Raw genomic sequence first — 21,525 nt, forward strand, 5'->3', positions numbered from 1 at the left:
GCTCTCCGTGCCAATTCCCGCCGGAATTCCTGCCGCTCCCGCAGGGTGGACCGCAAATCCACAATTCTGTTAATAAACTTCTTGACTTAAAAATAAACAAATGTTCGTATCGCGCGTCGGGGTCTCGCCATCACTGGCCGGCGCCGCACCAACCAACACGCTGGACGATCCCCGCCCGCCGGGCGGGGGAACGGCGGCGACACAGGGAGAAAAGTCGTGAGGATGCTGTCATGACGAATCTGTTCCACGGCCTTGGCGTGCCGTCCTGGACAGGGCTGATCGCGGTGTTCGCGGTCGTCTGGCTGCTGCAGATCGCCGGCACGGCGTGGCAGATGAAGCACTACCAGAAAGTGATGGGCGAGATCATCGGCCGGTGGGCGGATGGCGCGGTCGGCGTCGGCAATGCCCGGTCGCGGCTCGGCAAGGGGCTGATCCTGATCGTCGTGGTCGGACCGGACGACATGGTGCGCGAGGTGCGGATGATGGAGGGGCGCTCGATCTTCGCCCGCTTCCGCCCGCTGGAGCGCGCCGCCGGGCGGCGCCTTGCCGATCTCGCGGCGGATGCGCCGGCCGGCCGCGCCGGCAACGGCTTCCGCCTCGCCGCGCGCCGCGCCGCCGAACAGGTCGCCCGCGCCCGCGCCCGCGCGTGCGCCGTGACGTCCGCCGGCCCCGGTCTCGCCCTGCCCGAAGCGGCTGCGGCGTAAAGCTCCGGCGGGCCGGCGCGGCCCGCCCGGACATTCAGCAACAAACGAGGAAGTCCATGCACGTCCTGACCCCCATCACCGCCGCGGCGAGCTGGTTCATCGGCCTGTTCCAGGCCGGCGGGAAAGTTTTCGTCGCCTATGTCACCGGCATCATCCCGACGCTGGTGGTGCTGCTCACCGCCTTCTACGCGCTGACGGCACTCGTCGGCGAGGACCGGATCCACAATTTCGCCCGCTTCGCCGGCCGCTACGCGGTCACCCGCTACACGCTGCTGCCGCTGCTCTCGCTGCTCTTCCTGACCAACCCGATGGCCTACACGTTCGGCGTGTTCCTCGAGGAGAAGCACAAGCCCGCCTTCTACGATTCGGCGGTTTCCTACTGCCATCCGATCACCGCGCTGTTCCCCAACGCCAATGCCGGCGAGCTGTTCGTCTATTACGGCGCGCTCGCGGGCATCCAGAAACTGCATCTGCCGGTCGGCGAACTCGCGGTGCGGTATTTCCTCGTCGGGCTCGTGGTGATCCTGATCCGCGGCGTCGTGACCGAACGCATCACCCTTTTCCTGGCGCGGCGCCAGGGCATCGAACTCGGCTGAGCCGGCGAGGAGGATAACCACATGTCGAACAGATCCGAATACGCCTCCGTCCGCGTCGAGGCCGGGCCCGGCGGCTGGGGTGGCCCGCTGGTGATCACCGCCAGCGCCGAGCGCAACAAGATCGTCGCCATCACCGGCGGCGGCATTCCCGAGGTCGCGCGCGAGCTGGCGCGGCTGACCGGCGGCGAGGCGGTCGACGGGTTCCGCATGGCGCCGCCGGAATCCGAAATCGCCGCGGTCGTCATCGATTGCGGCGGCACGGCGCGCTGCGGGGTCTATCCGCGCAAGCGCCTGCCCACCATCAACCTCACCCCGGTTGGCCAGTCCGGCCCGCTCGCGCAGTTCATCACCGAGGATATCTATGTCTCGGGCGTCACCCCGCGCTCGCTGCACCCGCTCGACGGCGCCGCCCCCGCGGCGCCAGCGCCGGCGCGCCAGCAGGCCGCGCAGATGAGCCCCTTCGAGATGAGCGCCGCCCGCGCCGCCCAGACCGGCGATGCCGGCGGCTTCACCGGCTTCATCGCCCGGATCGGCCGCTTCATGGGCATGGTGGTCGGCATCCTGTTCGCCTCCGGCCGCAAGTCGATCGACCAGGTGGTGCGCAACATCCTGCCCTTCATCGCCTTCGTCACCATGCTGGTCGGCATCATCGACGCGACCGGCCTCGGCAAGGTGATCGCGCATCTGCTCACCCCGCTCGCCGGCAGCCTGCCCGGCCTGCTGGCGCTCTCGGTGATCTGCGGCCTGCCGTTCCTCTCGCCGGTGCTCGGCCCGGGCGCGGTGATCGCGCAGGTGATCGGCGTGCTGGTCGGCACCCAGATCGCCGCCGGCAATATCGGCCCGCAATTCGCCCTGCCGGCGCTGTTCGCCTATGACACGCAGGTGGGGTGCGACTTCGTCCCCGTCGGCCTGTCGCTCGGCGAGGCCGATCCGAAGACGGTGCAGGTGGGCGTACCCGCGGTGCTGCTCAGCCGCCAGATCACCGGCCCGATCGCCGTGCTGATCGCCTGGGTCGCCAGTTTCGGCATGTATTGAGGAGCGGCGATGACCATACTCTACCGCAGCCGGATCGGCGATATCGGCCCCGAAGTGCCCGATCTTCTCGAAGGCGGGGTGCTGATCTTCTTCCGCGCCGGGGTGCCGGCCGAACTCGCCGAGGTTTCGGTGCTGCATACGCCCGACATCGAGCTGCCGACGCCGCCCGGCATCGGCGCCACCGTGCGGATCGGCGATCAGCGCCTCGCCATCACCGCGATCGGCGACAAGGCGTGGCAAAAGACGATCGAACTCGGCCATCTCACCCTCAGCCTCAATGGCGCGGCCACCGCCGAGCGGCCCGGCGAGATCTGCGTGACCGGCGCGAGCCCGGCGGATCTCGCCGCCCAGCTCGCCCGCGGCGCCACGCTCGAGGTGATCGCCGCCGGCTGAACATGCATGGCCTTCCGGGTGCGCGCGCCCCGGAAACCCTGCCGGTTCCGCAGGAGCGGGACAGACTTTCAGGCGGCCGCATGGCCGCCTGTTTTTTTACGGCTGCAACCTTGGCGTGAGGCTTGCCCTGCGCGCCCGGCAAGACCATTCTCGCGTTGCAATGAATCAAGACGATACTGGCCCTCATATCTCGTTCGGCCGGCTTGCCGTGTCCGACCTCCCGGCGGTGGCGCCGTTCGCCCGGTTTCGCGAGGCGGTGCACGCGCCGGATGGGCCGGAGGTGCTGTTCCGCCATGCGCCCGATCATGAGGTCGTCCAGCAGCCGGACGAGCTGGCCCGCGGGCGGACGGTGTTCGGCGCCGAGACGCCGGCCGGCCGGGACGCGCGGGCGGGGGCGGCGGCCGTGCACCGGTTCCGGCGTCTGTCCAGCATCGTGCTGAATGACGCGATCCTGGCGCCGCGTTCGATGGCGGTGGCGAGTCCGGCGCGTGGCCTGCTCGACACCGCGCTGGACACGCCGGCCGTGCGGCAAAGCCGGCTTTCCGCGGTTGACCCGGATTTCAGCGAGGCCGGGCCCGACACCTGGCGGCTGTTGCGACCGGTGCCGGGCATCGGGCAGACCATTCTGCCGGTCGGCGGCGCCAGCGCCTCGAATTACGGCGGCTTCCTGTTCGAGGGGCTGTGCGGCGCGCTGCTGCATCACGAAACCCTTGGCCCGGGACTCGCCCTCGCCGGACCGCCGCTGGCCACCTGGCAGAGGGACATTCTCGCCCTGCTCGGCCTGGGTGACGCCCATCTCGCGTTGCGGCGGCCGACCCGGTTCCGCAAGATCGTGACCACCGACCTGACCGCCTGGACGGCGAGCGAGCCCAATCCGCTGGCGCGCACCGTCTTCGACCGGATCCGCGCGGTGCTGCCGGCGGCGGCCGGGCCGCGCCGGGTGATGCTGCGCCGCGGCGCCGGCAACCGGCGGCAGATGCGCGAGCGCGAGCGGATCGAGGCGATCGCCGGGCAGTTCGGCTTCGACATCGTCGATCCCGCGATGCTCCCGGCGGCGGCGCAGGCGCAACTCTTCGCCGGCGCCACCGCCGTGATCGGCGAGACCGGAGCGGGTCTCGCCAATCTCGGCTTCTGCGATCCCGAGACCAGGGTGCTGGAAATCCAGCCCGATTGCCTGCCGGATGGGCGGGCCCGCGCCGCCTGCCACCTGCTGGGGCTGCACTGGCATGTCTTTTTCGGCGTGGCGGATGGCGAGGCGGGTGCGGCGCCGGGGGGCGGGTTCGGCTATGCGGTCGATCCCAACGCCTTCGCCGCGACGCTCGACCGGGTCTTCGGCGCGCCATGACGGGCGCCGCGACACCCTTCGGCCTCCCCCTCGCGCATGCGCCGGAGGGGATGCTGACGAGCAGCGAATTCAGGGATGCGACGATCTTCGCCCAGCCTTTCGGCCTGATCGACGGCAACGGGCGGGTGGTGATCGGGCCGGTGGCCGCAACGCCGCCGCTCGGCGCCTCGGCGGCGCGGGTGGTCGCGCTGGAGGCCGGGGCGGCGGTGCCGCTCGGGCGGTTTCTCGGGCCGGCCCTGGCCTGCGGGTTGATCGGCCGGCGCGTGTCCGGCGGGCTGAAACTGGCCGGTCCCGCCCTGACGCCGGCGCAGCGCGGCGCGCTCGACATGCTCGGCCTCGACGGGGCGCATCTGCCGTTCGACCATCCGTTCACCTTCGCCGGGGTGATCGCGACGCTCGGCCCCGCGCGCGATGCCGGCGCCTCGCGGCTGATGCGCATCGGGATCGATGCGCTGCGTTTCACCGTCGAACCCTATCCCCATGCCGAGCGGATCGCGCTGGTGCGGCCCGGCCCGTTCGCCGAACTTCTGGCGTCGCGCGGTTTCGCCCGGCTCGACCCGTTCACCATGCGGATCGACGACACGCCGCTCGGCCTGCCCGATCTCGTCGCCATCCTCGCCGCGGCGCGCGTGGTCGCGATCGACCAGGCGGCGGAAGCGCCGCTGCTCGGGTTCTGCGATCCGGGCGGTCTCGTCATCGCCTTCGGGGCCGCCGTGCCGCCCGCGCGGGGCTGGGCGGCGCTGGGCATGCTGCGCTGCCGGCCGGCCACATCCGACGAGGCCGGGCTCGACACCGCGCTCGCCGGCTGAGCCGGATGTAGAAAATCTCCGGCGCGAGGCCGGATCTTATGCAATCATTAATCTGTGCCGCGCATGATCCCGGGTGCGGCACGGCCCGGTCCGGCGCCAGCCTCGACATTTCGGCCCGGGAGGGAGTGTGACGACAGATCATGCGGCGATGACGGCCTGGGCGGAGCGGTTCGCCCGGGCGACGGCAACGGTGCTGCCGCAGGCGGGCGATCTCGCCTGGCTGCTGCGCCAGAGCGTGCACACGCATTTCCAACGCCTTGCGCTGCTGCCGGTCTTTGGCCTGACGCAAGCGCCGCTGCGGGTGCTGGATGTCGGCGCCGGCACCGGCGCGATGTGTCTCGATCTCGCCTGGGCCACCGGCGGCGCCGCGCGCCTCACCGCGATCGATCACGATGCGCATGGCCTCGCGCTGCTGCGCGACATGGCGGGCCAGCTCGGCTGCAGCATCGAGACCCGGCAGGGCGACGCCTATGCGCTGCCCGCCGCGCCAGGGAGCCAGGACCTGACCCTGTGCCGCTTTCTGTTCCAGCATCTCGAACGCCCGGCCGACGCGCTGCGCGAGATGATCCGCGTCACGGCGCCCGGCGGCCGGGTCGCGGTGATGGATGTCGATGACGGAGCCTGGATCTCCTGCCCGGACGAGGCGCCGGAGATGCAGCGGCTCAACGATGCGGTCCGCGCGTTGCAGGCCTCGCGCGGCGCGGGCCGCCTGGTGGGCCGGCGGCTCTACGGCCTGTTCCGCGCCGCCGGGCTTGCCGAGGTGCAGGTGCTCGCGGTGCCGCGCGTCAGGCTCGGCACGTCCTATGGCCGCAGTGCCGAGGTCGAGGCGCATCAGAAGGATTTCTACCTCAACCAGCGCGACCGCCTGATCGCCGCCGGGCTGATCGACGCCGAGGGGTTCGACGCGGCGATGCGCGCGCTCGAGGCGAGTTTCGCGCGCGACGAGTTCGGCTTCGCCTGCGAGTTCATCGCGTTCGGGCGGGTCGCCGCGGCGGGCTGAGCCGCCCGCGCGCCGCGGTCATCCCGCCGCCCGGATCGCCTCCCACACGCGGCGCGGGGTCGCCGGCATGTCGATATGCGCGATGCCGAAGCCGGACAGCGCATCGGCCACCGCGTTCATCACCGCCGGCAGGCTGCCGGCGCAGCCGGCCTCGCCGCAGCCCTTGACGCCGAGCGGGTTGGTCCGCGCCGGCACCGGGTGGCTGGCGAAGCCGATTCCCGGCACCGCGCCCGCCCGCGGCAGCGCATAATCCATGAACGAGCCGGTCAGCAGCTGGCCGGCCTCGTCATAGGCGACCAGCTCGTGCAGCGCCTGGCCGATCCCCTGCGCCACGCCGCCATGCACCTGGCCGGCGACCAGCAGCGGGTTCACCAGCACGCCGAAATCGTTGACCGTGTGATAGGCGACGACCTCGATCACCCCGGTGTCGGGGTCGAGCTCGACCTCGGCGATGTGGCAGCCATTGGGGAAGGCCGAGGGCACGCCGCGCGTGACATGGCCGACATCGAGCGTGGCGGGCACGCCCTCGGGCAGGTCGCCGGCGGCGCGCAGCCGGTCGGCGAGGTCCATGATGCCGATGCCGAGATCGGTGCCGGCGACGCTGAAGCGCCCGTGGGCGAATTCGATGTCGGCCTCGCCGGCTTCGAGCAGATGGGCGGCGGCGCGGCGGCCTTTCTCGATCACGAGGTCGCCGGCTTCGAGAATGGCGGCGCCGCTCTGCATGATCGAGCGCGAGCCGCCGGTGCCGCCGCCGGCGAGGAGCTGGCTCGAATCGCCCTGCACGAGGCGGATGCGCTCGAAGGGAATGCCGAGCTTCGCGTGCAGCACCTGGGCGAAGGGGGTGGCGTGGCCCTGGCCGTAATCGAGCGTGCCGGTGACGATCGTCACCCCGCCATCGGATCGAAGCGGATGCCGCCCATCTCGGGGCTCGCATCCGCCGTCACCTCCAGATAATGCCCGATGCCGCGCCCGCGGATGCGCCCGCGCGCCGCACTCTCCGCCCGCCGCGCGCCGAACCCGTCCCAGTCCGCCGCGGCCAGCGCGCGGTCGAGGGTGGCGGGGAAATCGCCGCTGTCATAGGTCAGGCCCGAGGGGGCGCGATGCGGGATCGCCTCCGGGCGGATCAGGTTGCGCCGGCGCAGGTCCAGCGGATCCAGCCCCAGCTCGCGCGCGGCGGTCTCGACCAGCCGCTCCATGTAGTAATTGCCTTCCGGCCGCCCCGCGCCGCGATAGGCGCCGACCGGGGTGGTGTTGGTGAAGACGCTGCGGCTGGAAACCTCGATCAGCGGCGTGCGGTAGACGCCGACGAAGTTCTTCACCGCGTTCACGGTCGCCGGCAGCAGCACCACGTTCGAGAGATAGGCGCCGAGATTGGCGAACCCGGTCAGCCGGGTCGCGAGGAAATTGCCCTCGGCGTCGAGGGCGAGTTCGGCCAGCATCTCGTGGTCGCGGCCGTGGCTGTCGGAGAGGAAGCTGCCGGAGCGATCGTCGGTCCATTTCACCGGGCGGCCGAGTTGCTTCGCGGCCAGCAGGGCGCAGACATATTCGGGATAGCACGAGGCCTTCATGCCGAACGAGCCGCCGACATGGCCGGACAGGACGCGGACCTGCTCCTTCGGCACGCCGAGCACGGTGCAGAGCAGCCCGCGCATGTTGACCGCGCCCTGGCAGCCGAGCCGCAGCACGTAGCCCTCCGCCGGATCGAACTCGCCGATCGCCGCGCGCGGCTCCATCGGGGCGACGATGACGCGGCTGCTGCGCAGGGTCAGGCGGGTGACATGCGCGGCCCGGGCGAAGGCGGCGGCGACGGCCTCGGCATCGCCGAAATGATAGTCGAGCACCAGGTTTCTCGGCGCTTCGTCGTGCAGTTGCGGCGCGCCGGGGGCGGCGGCCTCGCGCGCGTCGGTCACCGCCGGCAGCGCGTCGATCTCGGCCAGCACCGCCTCGGCCGCGTCGCGCGCCTGCTGGAGCGTTTCGGCGACGACGAAGGCGATCGGGTCGCCGACATACCTGACCCGGTCGGTCGCCAGCGCGAACTGCCGGGGTTTCGGCGTGTCCGACCCGTCGCGGTTGCGGCTCGTGGCGGCGGGCATCGGGCCGAAGCCCGACGCCGCGATGTCGGCGCCGGTGATGATGGCGGCAACCCCGGGCATCGCCGCGGCGGCCGCGGTATCGACGCCGCGCAGGATGCCATGCGCGATTCCGCTGCGCACGGCGACGCCGTAGAGCTGGCCTGGCCGGTCGAGATCGTCGGTATAGCGTCCCTCGCCGCGGAGCAGCAGCGGGTCTTCGCGTCGCGATACCGGCTGGCCGATCGCGAAGCGCCCGGCGGCCGGCGCGCGGTCCAGCCCTTCCGGCTGGCGGAGGATGCGGGTCATGCGGAATGTCCTTCGAAGAACGTCAATAGGGTTGCCCCTTATGTTCGGCCCGGGCGGTTCCGGCGCAAGGGGCGGTTCCGTGAAACCGTCGCGGCGCGCCGCCGGTCAGTGGATCTCCGGCTCGGCGATCGTTCCCGGCCGGGCCAGCACGTCGAAATCGCAGCCGGTATCGGCCTGGCCGATATGGGCGGCGAAGATCGCGCCGTAGCCGCGCGGGAAGCGGGGCGGCGGCGGCGTCCACGCCGCCCGGCGCCGGGCGAGTTCGTCGTCGCTCAGCCGCACGTCGATCCGCCGCGCGGCGACGTCGATGGCGATGACATCGCCGGTGCGGATCAGCGCAAGCGGCCCGCCGATGAAGGATTCCGGGGCGACATGCAGCACGCAGGCGCCATAGCTGGTGCCGCTCATTCGCGCGTCGGAAATCCGCAGCATGTCGCGCACGCCCTGGCGGAGCAGCTTCACCGGGATCGGCAGCATGCCCCATTCCGGCATGCCCGGCCCGCCCTGCGGCCCGGCATTGCGCAGCACCAGGACGTGATCGGCGGTGACGTCGAGTTCGGGATCGGCGACGGCTTTCGCCATCGCGTCGTAATCATCGAAGACCAGCGCGGGGCCTTCATGCTTGAGCAGGTGCGGCGCGGCGGCGGAGGGCTTCATCACGCAGCCGCCGGGGGCGAGATTGCCGCGCAGCACCGCGAGACCCTCGGCGCGGGAGACCGGATTGTCCAGCGGACGGATCACGTCGTCGTTCCACACGCTGGCGCCGGCGATGGCCTCTCCGAGTGTCGCCCCGCTCACCGTGCGGGTCGCGAGATCGAGCCGGTCGGCGATGCGGGTGAGAAAGGCGGGCAGGCCGCCGGCATAGTAGAAATCCTCCATCAGGTATTGGCCGGAGGGGCGGATATTGGCGAGCACCGGCACGCCGGCGGAGAGCGCGTCGAACCGGTCGAGATCGAGGTCGATCCCGGCGCGGCGGGCCATCGCGATCAGGTGGATGATCGCGTTGGTCGAACCCGCGAGGGCGGCGCTGGCGACGATCGCGTTCTCGAAACTCGCCTTGCTGAGCAGGTCGGCGGGGGTGATGTTTTCCCAGACCATCTCGACGATCCGCCGCCCGGTCGCCGCCGCCATGCGGGCATGGCGCGAATCCGGCGCCGGGATCGAGGTCGCCCCCGGCAAGGTGAGGCCGAGCACCTCGGCGAGCGAGGTCATCGTCATCGCCGTGCCCATCGTCATGCACACGCCGTCCGAGCGGGCGATGCCGGATTCCATGTCTTCCCATTGCGCGTCGGAAATGTTGCCGGCGCGCTTCTCGTCCCAGTACTTCCAGACATCCGAGCCCGAGCCGAGGATGCGCCCGCCCCAGTCGCCGCGCAGCATCGGCCCGGCGGGCATGAAGATCGCCGGCAGCCCGGCGCTGATCGCGCCCATGATGGTGGCCGGCGTGGTCTTGTCGCAGCCGCCCATCAGCACCGCGCCGTCCACCGGCAGCGAGCGCAGGCTTTCCTCGACCTCCATCGCGAGCAGGTTGCGATAGAGCATCGTCGTCGGCTTCACGAAATTCTCCGGCAGCGCCATCACCGGAATCTCGACCGGAAAGCCGCCCGCCTGCAGCACGCCGCGGCGGATCGCCTCGACGCGCTGGGGGAAATGGCCGTGGCAGTGGGCGAGGCCGCTCCAGGTGTTGACGATGGCGATGACCGGCTTGCCGGCGTAATCCTCGGGCGCGTGGCCGAGCTGCTTGATCCGCGAGCGATGGCCGAAGCTGCGCAGGTCGGACGCCCCGAACCAGCGATGGCTGCGCAGCTCCTCGGGCGTCTTGCGCGGCTTGGTCATCGTCGTTCTCCTCGCGTGCCGGCGCCGCGCGGCGCGGTGCCTTCGCACTTTTCTGGAGTCGCGGCGCGCGGGATGCAAGCCCGCCATTGCAAGTGGATGCAAGCCCGCCCTGCCGGCGTGGCCGTGCCGGCAGGGCGGCCGGGCGTCACGCCGCCGCGGCCTCGGCCCGCAGCCGGCGCGCGGCGCCGACCAGGTTTTCCAGCGCCGGCACCACCTCGCGCCAGTTGCGGGTCTTGAGCCCGCAATCCGGGTTCACCCAGAGCTGCTCGTCCGCCAGCTTTTCCCGGGCGAGGCGGAGCAGGGCGAGGATTTCCGCCTCGGGCGGAACGCGCGGGCTGTGGATGTCCCACACGCCGGGGCCGATTTCGGCCGGATAGGCGTGGGCGCCGTCGCGGGCGAAGGCCTCCAGCAGGTCCATCCGGCTGCGCGCGGTCTCGATCGAGATCGCGTCCGCGTCCATGGCGGCGATGGCCGGCATGATGTCGTGGAACTCGGCGTAGCACATGTGGGTGTGGATCGCCGTGTCGTCGCGGACCGCGGCGGTGGCGAGGCGGAAGCAGGACACCGCCCAGCGCAGATAGGCGCCGCGATCGGCGTCGCGCAGCGGCAGGCCCTCGCGCAGGGCCGGCTCGTCCACCTGGATGATGGGCAGGCCGGCGGCATCGAGATCGGCCACCTCGTCGCGCAGGGCCAGCGCGATCTGGCGGCAGACGGCCTCGCGCGGCAGGTCGTCGCGGACGAACGACCATTGCAGCATCGTCACCGGCCCGGTCAGCATCCCCTTCACCGGGCGGGCGGTGAGCGACTGGGCGTGGCGCGCCCAGCGCACCGTCATCGGCCGGGGCCGCGCGACATCGCCCCAGATGATCGGCGGGGCGACGCAGCGGCTACCATAGGACTGCACCCAGCCATGCCGGGTGAAGGCGAAGCCGTCGAGCTGCTCGCCGAAATACTTGACCATGTCGTTGCGCTCGAATTCGCCATGCACCAGCACGTCGAGCCCGATCCGTTCCTGCACGCGGATCGCATCCTCGGTCCAGGTCGCGATCGCTTCATCGTATGCGGCGGCGCTGATCTCGCCGCGGGCGTGCGCCGCCCGGGTCCGGCGCACGCCGGCGGTTTGTGGCAGCGAGCCGATCGTCGTGGTCGGGAAGGCGGGCAGGTCGAGGCGCTGGCGCTGCAAGGCCCGCCGCGAGGCGTGCGGCAGCGCGCGGGATTCCATCGCCGCTGTCGCGGTGAGCAGCCGGGCGGCGACGTCCGGCCGGTGGACGCGGGCGCTTTCGGCGCGGCTGCGGCGGGCCGCATCGGCGATCTCCAGCGCCTCGGCGATCGCGCTCTCGCCCTCGTCGAGGCCGCGGGCGATGGTGGCGATCTCGGCGAGTTTCTGGGTGGCGAAGGCGAGCCACGGGCGGATCGCCGGGTCGAGCCGGTCTTCCTGCGCGAGATCGACCGGCACATGCAGCAGGCTGCAACTCGGCGCGATCATCAGCCGCTCGGTGCCGCCGAGCGCGCGCACCGCCTCGCGCGCGGTGGCGAGGGCGGCGCGCAGATCCGCCCGCCAGACATTCCGCCCGTCGATCAGGCCGAGCGAGAGATGGCGCGCCGGGCCGATCGCAGCGAGGGTGGGCGCGAGATCGGCGCGGCCGCGCACGAGGTCGAGATGCAGGCCGGCGACCGGCAAAGCGAGCGCCGTGGGCAGGTTGTCGGCCATCGGCGCGAAATAGCTCGCGAGCAGCAGGCGCGGCGTGGCGCCGCGGGCGAGGGTTTCATAGGCAAGGGTCAGCGCCGCACGGGCCCGCCCCGAGAGGTCGAGTGCCAGAACCGGCTCGTCCATCTGCACCCAGGCGCAGCCCTCGGCGGCCAGTTCCGCCAGCACCTGCGCGTAGCAGGGCAGCAGGCGGGCGAGCAGGTCGAGCGGGTCGGAGCCGTCATCGGTCTTGGCGAGCAGCAGGAACGAGACCGGGCCGAGCAGCACCGGCCGGGTGCGGCGGTGGCCGGCCAGCGCCTCGCGGAACTGCTCCAGCGGGCGGTTGGCGGTAAGGGTGAAGCGCTGCCCGGCGGACAGACGGGGCACGAGGTAGTGATAATTCGTGTCGAACCACTTGGTCATTTCGAGCGCGGGCAGGCCGGACGGCGCATCGTGCCCGCCGGCGCCGCGGGCGAGGGCGAAATAGGTCGCGAGCGACACCTCCCCCCCGCGCCAGCCATAGCCCGGCGGGATGGCGCCGAACATGCAGGCGGTATCGAGCACATGGTCGTAGAGCGGGGCGTCGTTGGAGGGGATGTGGCCGATGCCCAGCCCCTGTTGCAGCGCCTGGGACTCGGCGCGCAGCGCCCTCGCGGCATCGCGCAGGGCGGTTTCGGACAGCTCGCCCGCCCAATGCGCCTCAAGCGCCGCTTTCAGCTCGCGCCGGCGGCCGATGCGGGGAAACCCGAGATTGGTGGCGATGCTCATGCGCTCTCTCCCTGGCGAGAGAGGGGACGCGCGCGGCAGGCGCTGCCGCTGATACGTGCAGTCATGGGTCGGCTCCGGCTTCCGGTGCACCCCGCCCGGCAGCATGGTTGGTGCGACACCGGCAGGTCTCCTGGCTCGCGGCTCGACGCTGGTGGCCCTGCCTTCCCAAACCGGTTCGGGTTCAGTGGCTCGCCCTTGCGGGGCGGACGGACCACCGGCTCGCCGCTGACAGTTGCGGGGGCAGCCATCGACTTGCTTCCGGGACAATGAAGCCCGGCCGAAGCGCACGATGTTCCCTTTTCACCCGCTCGCGCGGGACCGGTGACCGGACTGATATGCCGGCTTGGGCCGCGCGCGGCAAGGGCGGGCTGTCGGGCGTGGCCGGATGGCGCTCTGGCGGCGGCGGCGCGCCGGGTGCAGATTGGGGGGACAGAAGGAGACATGGACCATGGCCGACACGCACGAGATCGTCCTGCGGCAGATCGAGAATTTCCGGTTCGAGACCACATTCGCCGGCGCCTTGCCGACGCTGGTCTCCGACGAGCCGCCGCCGCTCGGCGGCGGGGCGGGGCCGGAGCCGGTGCAGCTGCTGCTCGCGGCGGTGGGCTCGTGCATGTCGTCCAGCTTTCATTTCGCGATGACCAAGTTCCGCGAGACGCCGGGGACGATCACCACCACCGCGCGGGCGACGGTGGACCGCGACGAGACCCGGCGGTTGCGGGTGCAGGCGATCCATGTCGCCATCGGTTTCGCCGCCGAGGCGGGAACGATCGGGCATTTGCAGCGGATTCTCGACCAGTTCGAGCAGTTCTGCACCGTCGGCGCCTCGGTCGCGCGCGGAATCCCGATCGAGGTGAGCGTGACCGACGGCAGCGGCGCGAGGGTCAAGGGCTGAGGCGGCAACGGAGCGAAATCAGTTTGTTACGAGCCTGGCTTCGCGCGAGTTGTCCACAGAAATCTGAATAAGCCTGTGGACAAGCGCGGGGGGAATCCGCAAGCTCGCGCTCCGCGTGCGGCAGGTTAACGATTTTCGCCCCGCGCGCCCCGGCATCTTGCATCCGCAGGGGACATGTGCGCAGAACGCACGAATGCCCAGTGCCCCAGACGAGACCGTTGCATCGCCCCTGCCGCGCCCGAGCGTGACCAACCCGCGCGACCACGTGGAGAGTTTCGCGCGCGGGCTGGCGATATTGTGCGCCTTCGGGCCGGAGCGGCCGAAAATGACGCTGTCGGACGCCGCCCGCGTCACCGGGTTGCAGCGCTCGGCGGCGCGGCGGTTTCTGCTCACGCTGTGCGACCTCGGCTATGCGGTGCAGACCGAGCGGTGGTTCACGCTCACGCCGCGGGTGCTGGAGCTGGGCTATGCCTATCTCGGCAGCCTGCGCTTTCCCGAACTCATCGAACCCTATCTGACCGGGCTGACCCAGCGGCTGGGCGAATCCAGCTCGGCGGCGGTGCTGGACGGGACCGACATCGTCTATGTCGCGCGGTCGGCGGCGCCGCAGCGGCTGATGGCGCTCTCGCTCGGGGTCGGCACGAGGCTGCCGGCGCATGCGACCTCGATGGGCCAGGCGCTGCTCGCGACGCTGAGCGACGACGAGGTGCGCGCGCGGTATGGGCGCGGGACGCTGCCGGGCTTCACGCAGGCGACCATCACCGACCCGGCGCTGCTGCTCGACCGGCTGGCGGCGGTGCGGCGGGACGGATTCGCGCTCAACGACCAGGAGCTGGAACTCGGCCTGCGCTCGGTCGCGGTCGCGGTGCCGGGCAAGGGGTCGCGGCAGGCGGTGGCGCTCAATGTCGCCACCAACGTGGCGCGGGTGTCGCATGACGAGGTGATGCGCCGCATCGTGCCCGCGATCCGCGAGGCGGCGGCGCAATGCGCGCGGGCGGTCGCCCTGCTCGGCTGAGCGGGGACGCCGGCTGAAGGGCGGCGGAACCGGATTACCAGCATGGCGGGCCGCGCGGGCGCTCGCGCCGGCGCAGCCAGGCGGGCGGGCGGAAGCGGCGCGGCAGTTTCGCGTCCGCCTCGTCGGCGCGGGCTTGTGTGGTTTCGGGTTTGGGGCGTCGCTTGCGCGGGCGCTGGGGCAGGCGGAGCGCGGCCGGGAGCTTGAGGCCGAGGGTGCGGCAGAGCGGGCGGAGGATGCGGCCGAAGCGCGGATCGGCGGCGATGCGGCGCTGCAATTCGGGTTCGGCGAGCAGGGCGCGGAGCTGGCCGGCGGCGGCGACGGCCTCGGGGACCGGCGCGAGCAGCCAGGCGGGGCGGCGGGGCAAGGCGAGCCTTGCGCGATCCACCGGCCGGCGCTCGCGGTGGCGAGTGGGACGCGGACGCGGAGCAGAAACCTGGTTATCGCAGAGGCGGATCAAAAATGTGGCGTAGCGGCGTAGGCGGGTCCAGAGCAGGATGGTGAGGGCGCCGCTCTCGGGGCCGAAGACGCCGGCCGCGCCGCGCCGCGCGACGGCGTCGCACAGCGTGTCGATCAAGGCGCGGAAGCGGCGGGCGACATCCATGAACGGAACAAGAACATATTTGCCCGGGGGTGGGCAATGTTTTTGCTCCCCGCTGCTCCCGTTCGGGCGTCGCCTGTCCCGCACGGGCGGGCGGAGCAACAAAGGAGCAAAAAACTAGCGCAGGAAACTAGCGCAGGTCGGGCGGGGTGGCATCTGCCTTGAGGGTGGCGATGGCCTCGTCGAGGGTCATGCTGTCCTGCTTGTCGGAGCCGAGGCGGCGGATCGAGACGGTTTGCTGCTCGGCCTCGCGGCGGCCGACGACGAGGATGTTCGGCACCAGAGCGAGCGAGAGGTCGCGCACCTTGGCGTTGATCTTCTCGTTGCGGGTGTCGGTGACGACGGCGAGGCCGGCGGCCTTGAGTTTCGCCGCGACCGTCTCGGCATAGTCGTTGGCGTCGGTGACGATGCTGGCGACGGCCGCCTGGGTGGGGGCGAGCCAGAGCGGGAAGCGGCCGGCGCAGTTCTCGATCAGGATGCCGATGAAGCGCTCGAAACTGCCCACGATCGCGCGGTGCAGCATGACCGGGCGGGCGCGGCCGGATTCGGCGGTGACGTAGGAGGCGTCGAGCCGCTCGGGGAGGACGAAATCGACCTGGAGCGTGCCGCACTGCCAGTCCCGCCCGATCGCGTCGCGGAGGACGAATTCGAGTTTCGGGCCGTAGAAGGCGCCCTCGCCGGGATTGACGGTGAAGGCGACGCCGGCGGTTTCGCAGGCCGAGCGGAGCGCGGCCTCGGCCTTGTCCCACACCTCGTCCGACCCGGAGCGGGGGGTCGGGCGGTCGGCGAATTTCACCGCGAAATCGGGGAAGCCGAAATCGGCGTAGACGCGGCGGAGCATTTCGACGAAGCGGACGGTTTCGCCGGCGATCTGGTCCTCGGTGCAGAAGATGTGCGCGTCGTCCTGGGCGAAGGCGCGGACGCGCATGATGCCGTGCAGCGCGCCGGAGGGCTCGTAGCGGTGGCAGGCGCCGAACTCGGCCATGCGCAGCGGCAGCTCGCGGTAGGAGCGCAGGCCGTGATTGAAGATCTGCACGTGGCAGGGGCAGTTCATCGGCTTGACGGCGAGGACCTTGTCCTCGTCCTCGACCTCGGCGATGAACATGTGGCTGCGGTAATTGTCCCAGTGGCCGGAGGCTTCCCAGAGCTTGCGGTCGAGCAGCTGCGGGGTGCGGACCTCGATATAGCCGAATTCCTCCTGGCGGCGGCGCATATAGGCTTCCACCGTGCGGTAGAGGCGCCAGCCCTTCTCGTGCCAGAACACGCTGCCGACGGCTTCCTCCTGCATGTGGAAGAGGTCCATCTGCCGGCCGATCTTGCGGTGGTCGCGGCGCTCGGCCTCCTCGAGCTGTTGCAGGTGGGCGTCCAGCTCCTTCTGGTCGCGCCAGGCGGTGCCGTAGATGCGGCTGAGCATCGGGTTGCGGTGATCGCCGCGCCAGTAGGCACCGGCGACCTTGGTGAGCCTGAAGGCGCCGCCGATATCGCCGGTGCCGCGCAGATGCGGGCCGCGGCAGAGATCGAACCAGTCACCCTGGCGGTAGATGGTGATGGTCTCGCTGGCCGGCAGGTCGCGGATCAGCTCGGCCTTGAAGCGCTCGCCGTGGGATTCGAAGAGGCGGATCGCCTCGTCGCGGTCCCAGACCTCGCGGGTGAAGGGCGCGTTGGCGGCGATGATCTCGCGCATCTTCGCCTCGATCGCCGGCAGATCGTCCGGGGTGAAGGGCTCGTTGCGGAAGAAATCGTAATAGAAGCCGCCCTCGATGGCCGGGCCGATGGTGACCTGCGTGCCGGGGTAGAGCGCCTGCACCGCCTCGGCCATCACATGGGCGGCGTCGTGGCGGATGAGTTCGAGCGCATCGGCGTCGCGGCGGGTGATGAAGCGGACGCTGGCATCGGCGTCGAGGGTGCGGGAGAGGTCGAGCATCCTGCCATCGACCTCCATCGCCAGCGCGGCTTTCGCGAGGCCGGGGCCGATGGAGGCGGCGATCTCGGTGCCGGTGACGGGGCCCGGATAGTCGCGGACGGAACCGTCGGGCAGGGTGATCGCGGGCATTGGGGGCTCCTTCAGGGCGTGGATGAGGGGTGGTTATGCCCATCCTGTGCCGCCGCGGCAACGTCCGCCACCGCAAGGGCGGCGAGATCGGGGCGGCGGAGGATGGCGGGCCAGCCGCCATCTTGGGTGCGCGGGGCGGTCAGCGCGGGATCGGAGGCGCCGCCGAACAGCACGACGCAGCTTGTGCCGAGGGCGCAGGCGAGGTGCATCGGGCCGGTATCGTTGCCGATGGCGAGGCGGGTGCGGGCGAGCACGCCGGCGAGCTGGGGGAGGGTGGTGCGGCCGGTGAGGTCGAGCGTGCCCGGGGCGCGGGCGGCGATGGCGGCGGCGAGCGGGGTTTCGGACGCGGTGCCGAGGACGACGCAGGGGAGGTCGAGCCTTGAAGCGAGGTCGCCGAAGTTTTCCGCCGGCCAGCGTTTTTCCGGCCGGTGCGGGGCGGCGCCGGGGATCAGCGCGACGAAGCGGTCCGGCAGGGGGAGGGGCGGGGCGGCGATCGTCCATGACAGGTCGGGGACCGGCAGGGGCAGGGGGATGCCGGCGGCTTCGAGCTGGGCTGCGAGGCGTTCGCGGGTGTGCAGGCGGTCGCGCGCGGGATCGGCGTGGGGGAAGGCGCAGCCGGGGGCGATGCCGGACCAGGGCGGGCGTCCGGCGAGGCGGAAATAGCGGCTGGAGCGGCCGGAGGTTTGCAGATCATAGACCATCGCGAAGCCGGACAGCGCGCGGCGCAGGCGGCGCAGGCCGGCGAGGTCGAGCGGGCCGGGTTTCGGGTCGATGATCACGCGGTCGAACCAGGGGGCGGCTTCGAGCCAGGGGGCGAAGGGCTTCGTGGTCAGCAGCGCGATGTCGGCATCCGGATGGGCTTCGCGGATGGCGGCGAAGGCGGGGAAGCTGAGGATGATGTCGCCCAGCGCGCCGTGGCGGATGACGAGGAGGCGCGGCATCAGCGCAGCAGCTCGTCATAGACCGCGAGATTGCCGTTCTGCATCGCCGCGATCGAGTAGAATTCGGCGACATAGGCGCGGGCGGCCTCGCCCATCGCGGCGCGGGTCGCGGGCGGCAGGTCGAGGGCGGCGTCGAGGGCGGCGGCGAGGTCGGCGGCGTCGCCGGGTCTGGTGCGCCAGCCGGTTTCGCCGTGGCGGATGGTTTCGCGGGCGGCGCCGTGCTCGGTGGCGATGACCAGGCGGCGCATCGCCTGGGCCTCGACGATGGTGCGGCCGAAGGCTTCCGGGTCGGTCGAGGCGTTCACCACGATGTCCGCCAGCTTGTAGGCGGCGGGCATGTCGGCGCAGTCGCCGGCGAAGAAGACGCGGGGGGTGAGATCGAGCCGGCGGATCGTGGCGACGAGGGCGCGGCGATAGGCCTCGCGCCCCTGGGTGGCGCCGACGAGGAGGAGGATGGCGTCGCGGTGGCGCATGCGGGCGAGCGCCTCGATGGCGACGCGCTGGCCCTTCCAGCCCGTGAGCCGGGCGGGGAGCATGATGACCGGCGCGCCATCCGGCAGGGCCCAGGCGCGGGCGAGGGTTTCCATCCGCCCGCCATTCACCGCGTCGGGCGCGAATTTCGCGCAATCCACCCCGCCGGGGACGATGCGCAGGCGATCCGGCCCGACATGGTGGCGGGCGCGGACGAGATCGGCGATGAATTCGGAGATCGCGATCACCCGGTCGCCGGAGGCCATCACCGCGTTATAGGCGCGCTTGAGCCGGCCGCGCTGGCCGTAGGCGCCGTGATAGGTGGTGACGAAGGGCACGCCGCAGCGCCGGGCGGCGAGGCGGGCGGCGATGGCCGGGGCGCGGGAATGGGCGTGGACCAGGGAGATGCGCTCGGCGCGGATCAGCCGGGCGAGCTGCCTTGCGGCGGCGAGGAGCTTGAACGGGTTGCGGGATTCGAGGTCGATCGCGACATGCCGGCCGCCGGCGCGCTCGACCGCGCGGACCAGACGGCCCGGCTGGCTGGCGACGAAGGCGCGCGCGCCGGTGCGGGCCACCGCCTCGGTGAGTTCCACCACCACCTGCTCCACCCCCCCGGTTTCCAGACGCGGCAGAACCTGTAGAATCGCATAATCGGAGGGATGGCGCATTGTTAACCTTTCTTTCATTGCGCCGATACCATGAGCGGATGGCCAAGGGGAGAGCCCGGTGAACGAGCGGATGGTGCGGGTGGACGCGGCGGGGACCGCGCTGGCGGGGGCGTATCTGCCGGGCGAGGGGAAGGTGGTGGTGTTCCTGCCCGGCTTCGCCTCGGACATGCAGGGCACCAAGGCGCTGTTTCTGCGCGATGAATGCGCCGCGCGGGGCGGGCGATGCTGCGGCTGGATTATTCCGGGCACGGGCAATCGGGCGGGCGGTTCGAGGCGGGGACGATCGGGCGCTGGGCGGCGGATGCCGAAGCCGTGATCGCCGCGGCGGCGCCGGAGCGGAGCCTCGTGCTGGTGGGATCGTCGATGGGCGGGTGGATCGGGCTGCTGCTGGCACGAAGGCTCGGCGCGCGTCTGGCCGGGTTCGTCGGCATTGCCGCAGCGCCCGATTTCACCGCCGAGCTGATGGAGCCCGCCCTCGGCGCCGCCGAGCGGGAGGCGCTGGCGCGAGACGGGATGTTTTTCCTCCCCAACCCCTATGGCGCGCCGACGCCGGTGACCGCGGCGCTGCTGGAGGATGGGCGGCGGAACCTGGTGCTGGGCGGGCCGATTCCGCTCGATGCGCCGGTGCGGCTGATCCAGGGGCAGCGCGACGCCGAGGTGCCGTGGCGGACGGCGCTGCGGATCGCCGAGGCGGTCCGCGGCGCGGATGTGCGGGTGACGCTGGTGAAGGACGGGGAGCACCGGCTGTCGCGCCCGCAGGATCTGGCACTGATTGCGGCGGAGGTGTTTTCGATCTGAGCCGGCTTGCGCCGGCGGGGCCATAACCGCCTTGCATTGCCCCCCTGCGCAGGGGGGGTAAAATTTCATCGAAGAAACCTGAAAAACCCCTTGCAACGCCAGCGGTTTTTCCGCATATGCCGCGCTCTTGGCCCCGGGGGGCGCGGCGCGGTGTCGCGTTCTACAGGCTGTCACTGGTTGAGGGGGTTCGCGATGAACGCACTTGCCCGACTGGGGATGGTCTCGGAAATTCCGAGCGAAAACCAGACTGTTGCTCAGGACGCGATCGACGAGGTCGCCGTGCCGAAGGATTATTTCGTCGAGCGCGACGGCGTGAAATTCGCCGGAACGCATCTGCTCGTGGATTTGTGGGGGGCCGAGAAGCTCGACAGTCCCGAGCTGATCGACGAGACGCTGCGCGAGGGCGCGCTCGCCGCCGGGGCGACGATCCTGCACAGCCATTTCCACCATTTCACGCCGAATGGCGGCGTGTCCGGCGTGGTGGTGCTGGCCGAGAGCCATATCTCGATCCACACCTGGCCGGAGCGCAACTACGCCGCGATCGACATTTTCATGTGCGGCGTGTGCGATCCCTACAAGGCGATTCCGTTCCTGCGCGCGGCGTTCTCGCCGAGCGACGTGCAGGTGGGCGAGCAGCGCCGCGGCGTCACCGCCTGAGGCCAGACCGTTGACGATGACGCACCGCCTTGCCCCCGGCAGGGCGGTGTTTTCGCATGGAGCGAGAGCATGACCGACATGTGGGTGAACGAGACGCTGTATCCGTTCTGGGGCCAGCGCTTCGGGGTGACGCGCGAGCTGGCGCGGACGAAGAGCGACTTCCAGGACATCGCGATCTTCGAGAGCGAGTTTCACGGCAGGGTGATGATGCTGGACGGCGTCGTCCAGATCACCGAGGGCGACGAGTTCGTCTATCAGGAGATGCTGACGCATGTGCCGCTGCTGGCGCATGGGGCGGCGAAATCGGTGCTGATCATCGGCGCCGGCGATGGCGGCGTGCTGCGGCGGGTGCTGATGCACAAGGGCGTCGAGCGGGCGGTGATGGTCGAGATCGACGGCGAGGTGATCCGGCTGGCGAAGCAATTCCTGCCGAAGATCGCGGGCGAGGCCTGGGACGATCCGCGCGCGGAGGTGATCGTCGGCGACGGGATCGATTATGTGAAGACGGCGGCGGATGCGAGTTTCGACGTCATCATCGTCGATTCGACCGATCCGATCGGGGTGGGCGAGGTGCTGTTCACCGATGATTTCTACGCCAATTGCGCGCGCATCCTGACTGCGCGCGGGCTGGTGGTGAACCAGTGCGGCGTGCCGTTCATGCAGGCGGACGAGCTGCGCGAGACCTCGGCGCGGCGGCGGAAATTCTTCCCGCACGTGACCGCCTATGTCGCCGCGGTGCCGACCTATGTCGGCGGGTTCATGACGCTGGGCTGGGCCGGCAAGGATGCCGAACTCACCCGCTGCCGGCGGCGACGATCCGCGAGCGGGCGGCGGCCGCGGGGATTCTCGGGACCACGGACTACTGGTCGCCGGAGATG

Annotated in this window: 16 protein-coding genes, 3 pseudogenes and 1 riboswitch; of the genes and pseudogenes, 12 read left to right on the forward strand and 7 right to left on the reverse strand. The window is 71.1% G+C overall.

The annotated features are described in order from the left end of the window. Nucleotides 1–230: 230 nt before the first annotated feature. The 7 genes from ACIDOCELLA78_RS000000111880 to ACIDOCELLA78_RS000000111910 all read left to right on the forward strand — a co-directional run bounded on the left by ACIDOCELLA78_RS000000111880 (nucleotide 231) and on the right by ACIDOCELLA78_RS000000111910 (nucleotide 5,882). Nucleotides 231–704: a transcriptional regulator GutM gene (locus ACIDOCELLA78_RS000000111880; protein WP_201729733.1), complete on the forward strand. Its 474-nt coding sequence runs from the start codon at nucleotides 231–233 to the stop codon at nucleotides 702–704. Nucleotides 705–760: 56 nt separating this feature from the next. After that, on the forward strand, nucleotides 761–1,300 hold the full coding sequence (locus ACIDOCELLA78_RS000000111885; RefSeq protein WP_201729734.1) for a PTS glucitol/sorbitol transporter subunit IIC: 540 nt from the start codon (nucleotides 761–763) through the stop codon (nucleotides 1,298–1,300). A 21-nt stretch (nucleotides 1,301–1,321) separates the two neighbouring features. After that, on the forward strand, nucleotides 1,322–2,335 hold the full coding sequence (locus ACIDOCELLA78_RS000000111890) for a PTS glucitol/sorbitol transporter subunit IIB (RefSeq protein WP_201729735.1): 1,014 nt from the start codon (nucleotides 1,322–1,324) through the stop codon (nucleotides 2,333–2,335). A gap of 9 nt (nucleotides 2,336–2,344) precedes the next feature. Beyond that, nucleotides 2,345–2,728, forward strand: a complete 384-nt coding sequence (locus tag ACIDOCELLA78_RS000000111895; RefSeq protein WP_201729736.1) for a PTS glucitol/sorbitol transporter subunit IIA — start codon at nucleotides 2,345–2,347, stop codon at nucleotides 2,726–2,728. 208 nt (nucleotides 2,729–2,936) lie between these two features. Then, the gene (locus ACIDOCELLA78_RS000000111900; protein ID WP_201729737.1) at nucleotides 2,937–4,073 is read left to right on the forward strand and encodes a DUF563 domain-containing protein; all 1,137 of its coding nucleotides are present in this window, start codon (nucleotides 2,937–2,939) and stop codon (nucleotides 4,071–4,073) included. After that, nucleotides 4,070–4,882 carry a hypothetical protein gene (locus ACIDOCELLA78_RS000000111905; RefSeq protein ID WP_201729738.1) on the forward strand — a complete coding sequence of 271 codons (813 nt, stop codon included), beginning with the start codon at nucleotides 4,070–4,072 and terminating at the stop codon, nucleotides 4,880–4,882. Before ACIDOCELLA78_RS000000111900 ends, ACIDOCELLA78_RS000000111905 begins: the two co-directional genes overlap by 4 nt. Before the next feature lie 127 nt (nucleotides 4,883–5,009). Next, nucleotides 5,010–5,882, forward strand: coding sequence for a methyltransferase domain-containing protein (locus tag ACIDOCELLA78_RS000000111910; protein WP_249676740.1), 873 nt, complete (start codon nucleotides 5,010–5,012; stop codon nucleotides 5,880–5,882). 18 nt (nucleotides 5,883–5,900) lie between these two features. On the opposite strand, the pseudogene ACIDOCELLA78_RS000000111915 reads toward ACIDOCELLA78_RS000000111910, so the two are convergent. The 3 genes and pseudogenes from ACIDOCELLA78_RS000000111915 to metE all read right to left on the reverse strand — a co-directional run bounded on the left by ACIDOCELLA78_RS000000111915 (nucleotide 5,901) and on the right by metE (nucleotide 12,551). After that, a pseudogene (locus tag ACIDOCELLA78_RS000000111915) lies at nucleotides 5,901–8,260 on the reverse strand (xanthine dehydrogenase family protein molybdopterin-binding subunit). 105 nt (nucleotides 8,261–8,365) lie between these two features. Then, on the reverse strand, nucleotides 8,366–10,096 hold the full coding sequence (gene araD, locus ACIDOCELLA78_RS000000111920) for an L-arabinonate dehydratase (RefSeq protein WP_201729739.1): 1,731 nt from the start codon (nucleotides 10,094–10,096) through the stop codon (nucleotides 8,366–8,368). A 145-nt stretch (nucleotides 10,097–10,241) separates the two neighbouring features. Further along, nucleotides 10,242–12,551, reverse strand: coding sequence for a 5-methyltetrahydropteroyltriglutamate--homocysteine S-methyltransferase (gene metE, locus ACIDOCELLA78_RS000000111925; RefSeq protein WP_201729740.1), 2,310 nt, complete (start codon nucleotides 12,549–12,551; stop codon nucleotides 10,242–10,244). A 102-nt stretch (nucleotides 12,552–12,653) separates the two neighbouring features. Beyond that, nucleotides 12,654–12,889: riboswitch (cobalamin riboswitch) on the reverse strand. A gap of 110 nt (nucleotides 12,890–12,999) precedes the next feature. Here metE and ACIDOCELLA78_RS000000111930 point away from each other — a divergent pair. Beyond that, on the forward strand, nucleotides 13,000–13,446 hold the full coding sequence (locus ACIDOCELLA78_RS000000111930; protein ID WP_201729741.1) for an OsmC family protein: 447 nt from the start codon (nucleotides 13,000–13,002) through the stop codon (nucleotides 13,444–13,446). A 193-nt stretch (nucleotides 13,447–13,639) separates the two neighbouring features. Then, complete coding sequence (locus ACIDOCELLA78_RS000000111935) at nucleotides 13,640–14,461, forward strand: IclR family transcriptional regulator C-terminal domain-containing protein (RefSeq protein ID WP_201729742.1); 822 nt, start codon at nucleotides 13,640–13,642, stop codon at nucleotides 14,459–14,461. 34 nt (nucleotides 14,462–14,495) lie between these two features. Here ACIDOCELLA78_RS000000111935 and ACIDOCELLA78_RS000000111940 read toward each other — a convergent pair whose 3' ends face one another. The 4 genes from ACIDOCELLA78_RS000000111940 to ACIDOCELLA78_RS000000111955 all read right to left on the reverse strand — a co-directional run bounded on the left by ACIDOCELLA78_RS000000111940 (nucleotide 14,496) and on the right by ACIDOCELLA78_RS000000111955 (nucleotide 19,192). Continuing rightward, nucleotides 14,496–15,062, reverse strand: a complete 567-nt coding sequence (locus ACIDOCELLA78_RS000000111940) for a hypothetical protein (RefSeq protein ID WP_201729743.1) — start codon at nucleotides 15,060–15,062, stop codon at nucleotides 14,496–14,498. A 127-nt stretch (nucleotides 15,063–15,189) separates the two neighbouring features. Continuing rightward, nucleotides 15,190–17,112: a threonine--tRNA ligase gene (thrS, locus tag ACIDOCELLA78_RS000000111945; protein WP_201729744.1), complete on the reverse strand. Its 1,923-nt coding sequence runs from the start codon at nucleotides 17,110–17,112 to the stop codon at nucleotides 15,190–15,192. An 11-nt stretch (nucleotides 17,113–17,123) separates the two neighbouring features. Then, nucleotides 17,124–18,053 (reverse strand): glycosyltransferase family 9 protein, encoded by a 930-nt coding sequence (locus ACIDOCELLA78_RS000000111950; RefSeq protein ID WP_201729745.1) that lies wholly within the window; start codon nucleotides 18,051–18,053, stop codon nucleotides 17,124–17,126. Next, nucleotides 18,053–19,192, reverse strand: a complete 1,140-nt coding sequence (locus tag ACIDOCELLA78_RS000000111955; protein WP_201729746.1) for a glycosyltransferase family 4 protein — start codon at nucleotides 19,190–19,192, stop codon at nucleotides 18,053–18,055. Before ACIDOCELLA78_RS000000111955 ends, ACIDOCELLA78_RS000000111950 begins: the two co-directional genes overlap by 1 nt. A gap of 70 nt (nucleotides 19,193–19,262) precedes the next feature. On the opposite strand from ACIDOCELLA78_RS000000111955, the pseudogene ACIDOCELLA78_RS000000111960 reads away from it, so the two are divergent. From ACIDOCELLA78_RS000000111960 to speE, 3 genes and pseudogenes are all read left to right on the forward strand, one after another. Next, a pseudogene (locus ACIDOCELLA78_RS000000111960) lies at nucleotides 19,263–19,990 on the forward strand (alpha/beta hydrolase). 192 nt (nucleotides 19,991–20,182) lie between these two features. Beyond that, nucleotides 20,183–20,647, forward strand: a complete 465-nt coding sequence (speD, locus tag ACIDOCELLA78_RS000000111965) for an adenosylmethionine decarboxylase (RefSeq protein WP_201729747.1) — start codon at nucleotides 20,183–20,185, stop codon at nucleotides 20,645–20,647. Nucleotides 20,648–20,716: 69 nt separating this feature from the next. Then, a pseudogene (speE, locus tag ACIDOCELLA78_RS000000111970) lies at nucleotides 20,717–21,525 on the forward strand (polyamine aminopropyltransferase); the annotation flags it as partial.

The sequence above is a fragment of the Acidocella sp. C78 genome (genome assembly GCF_907164655.1).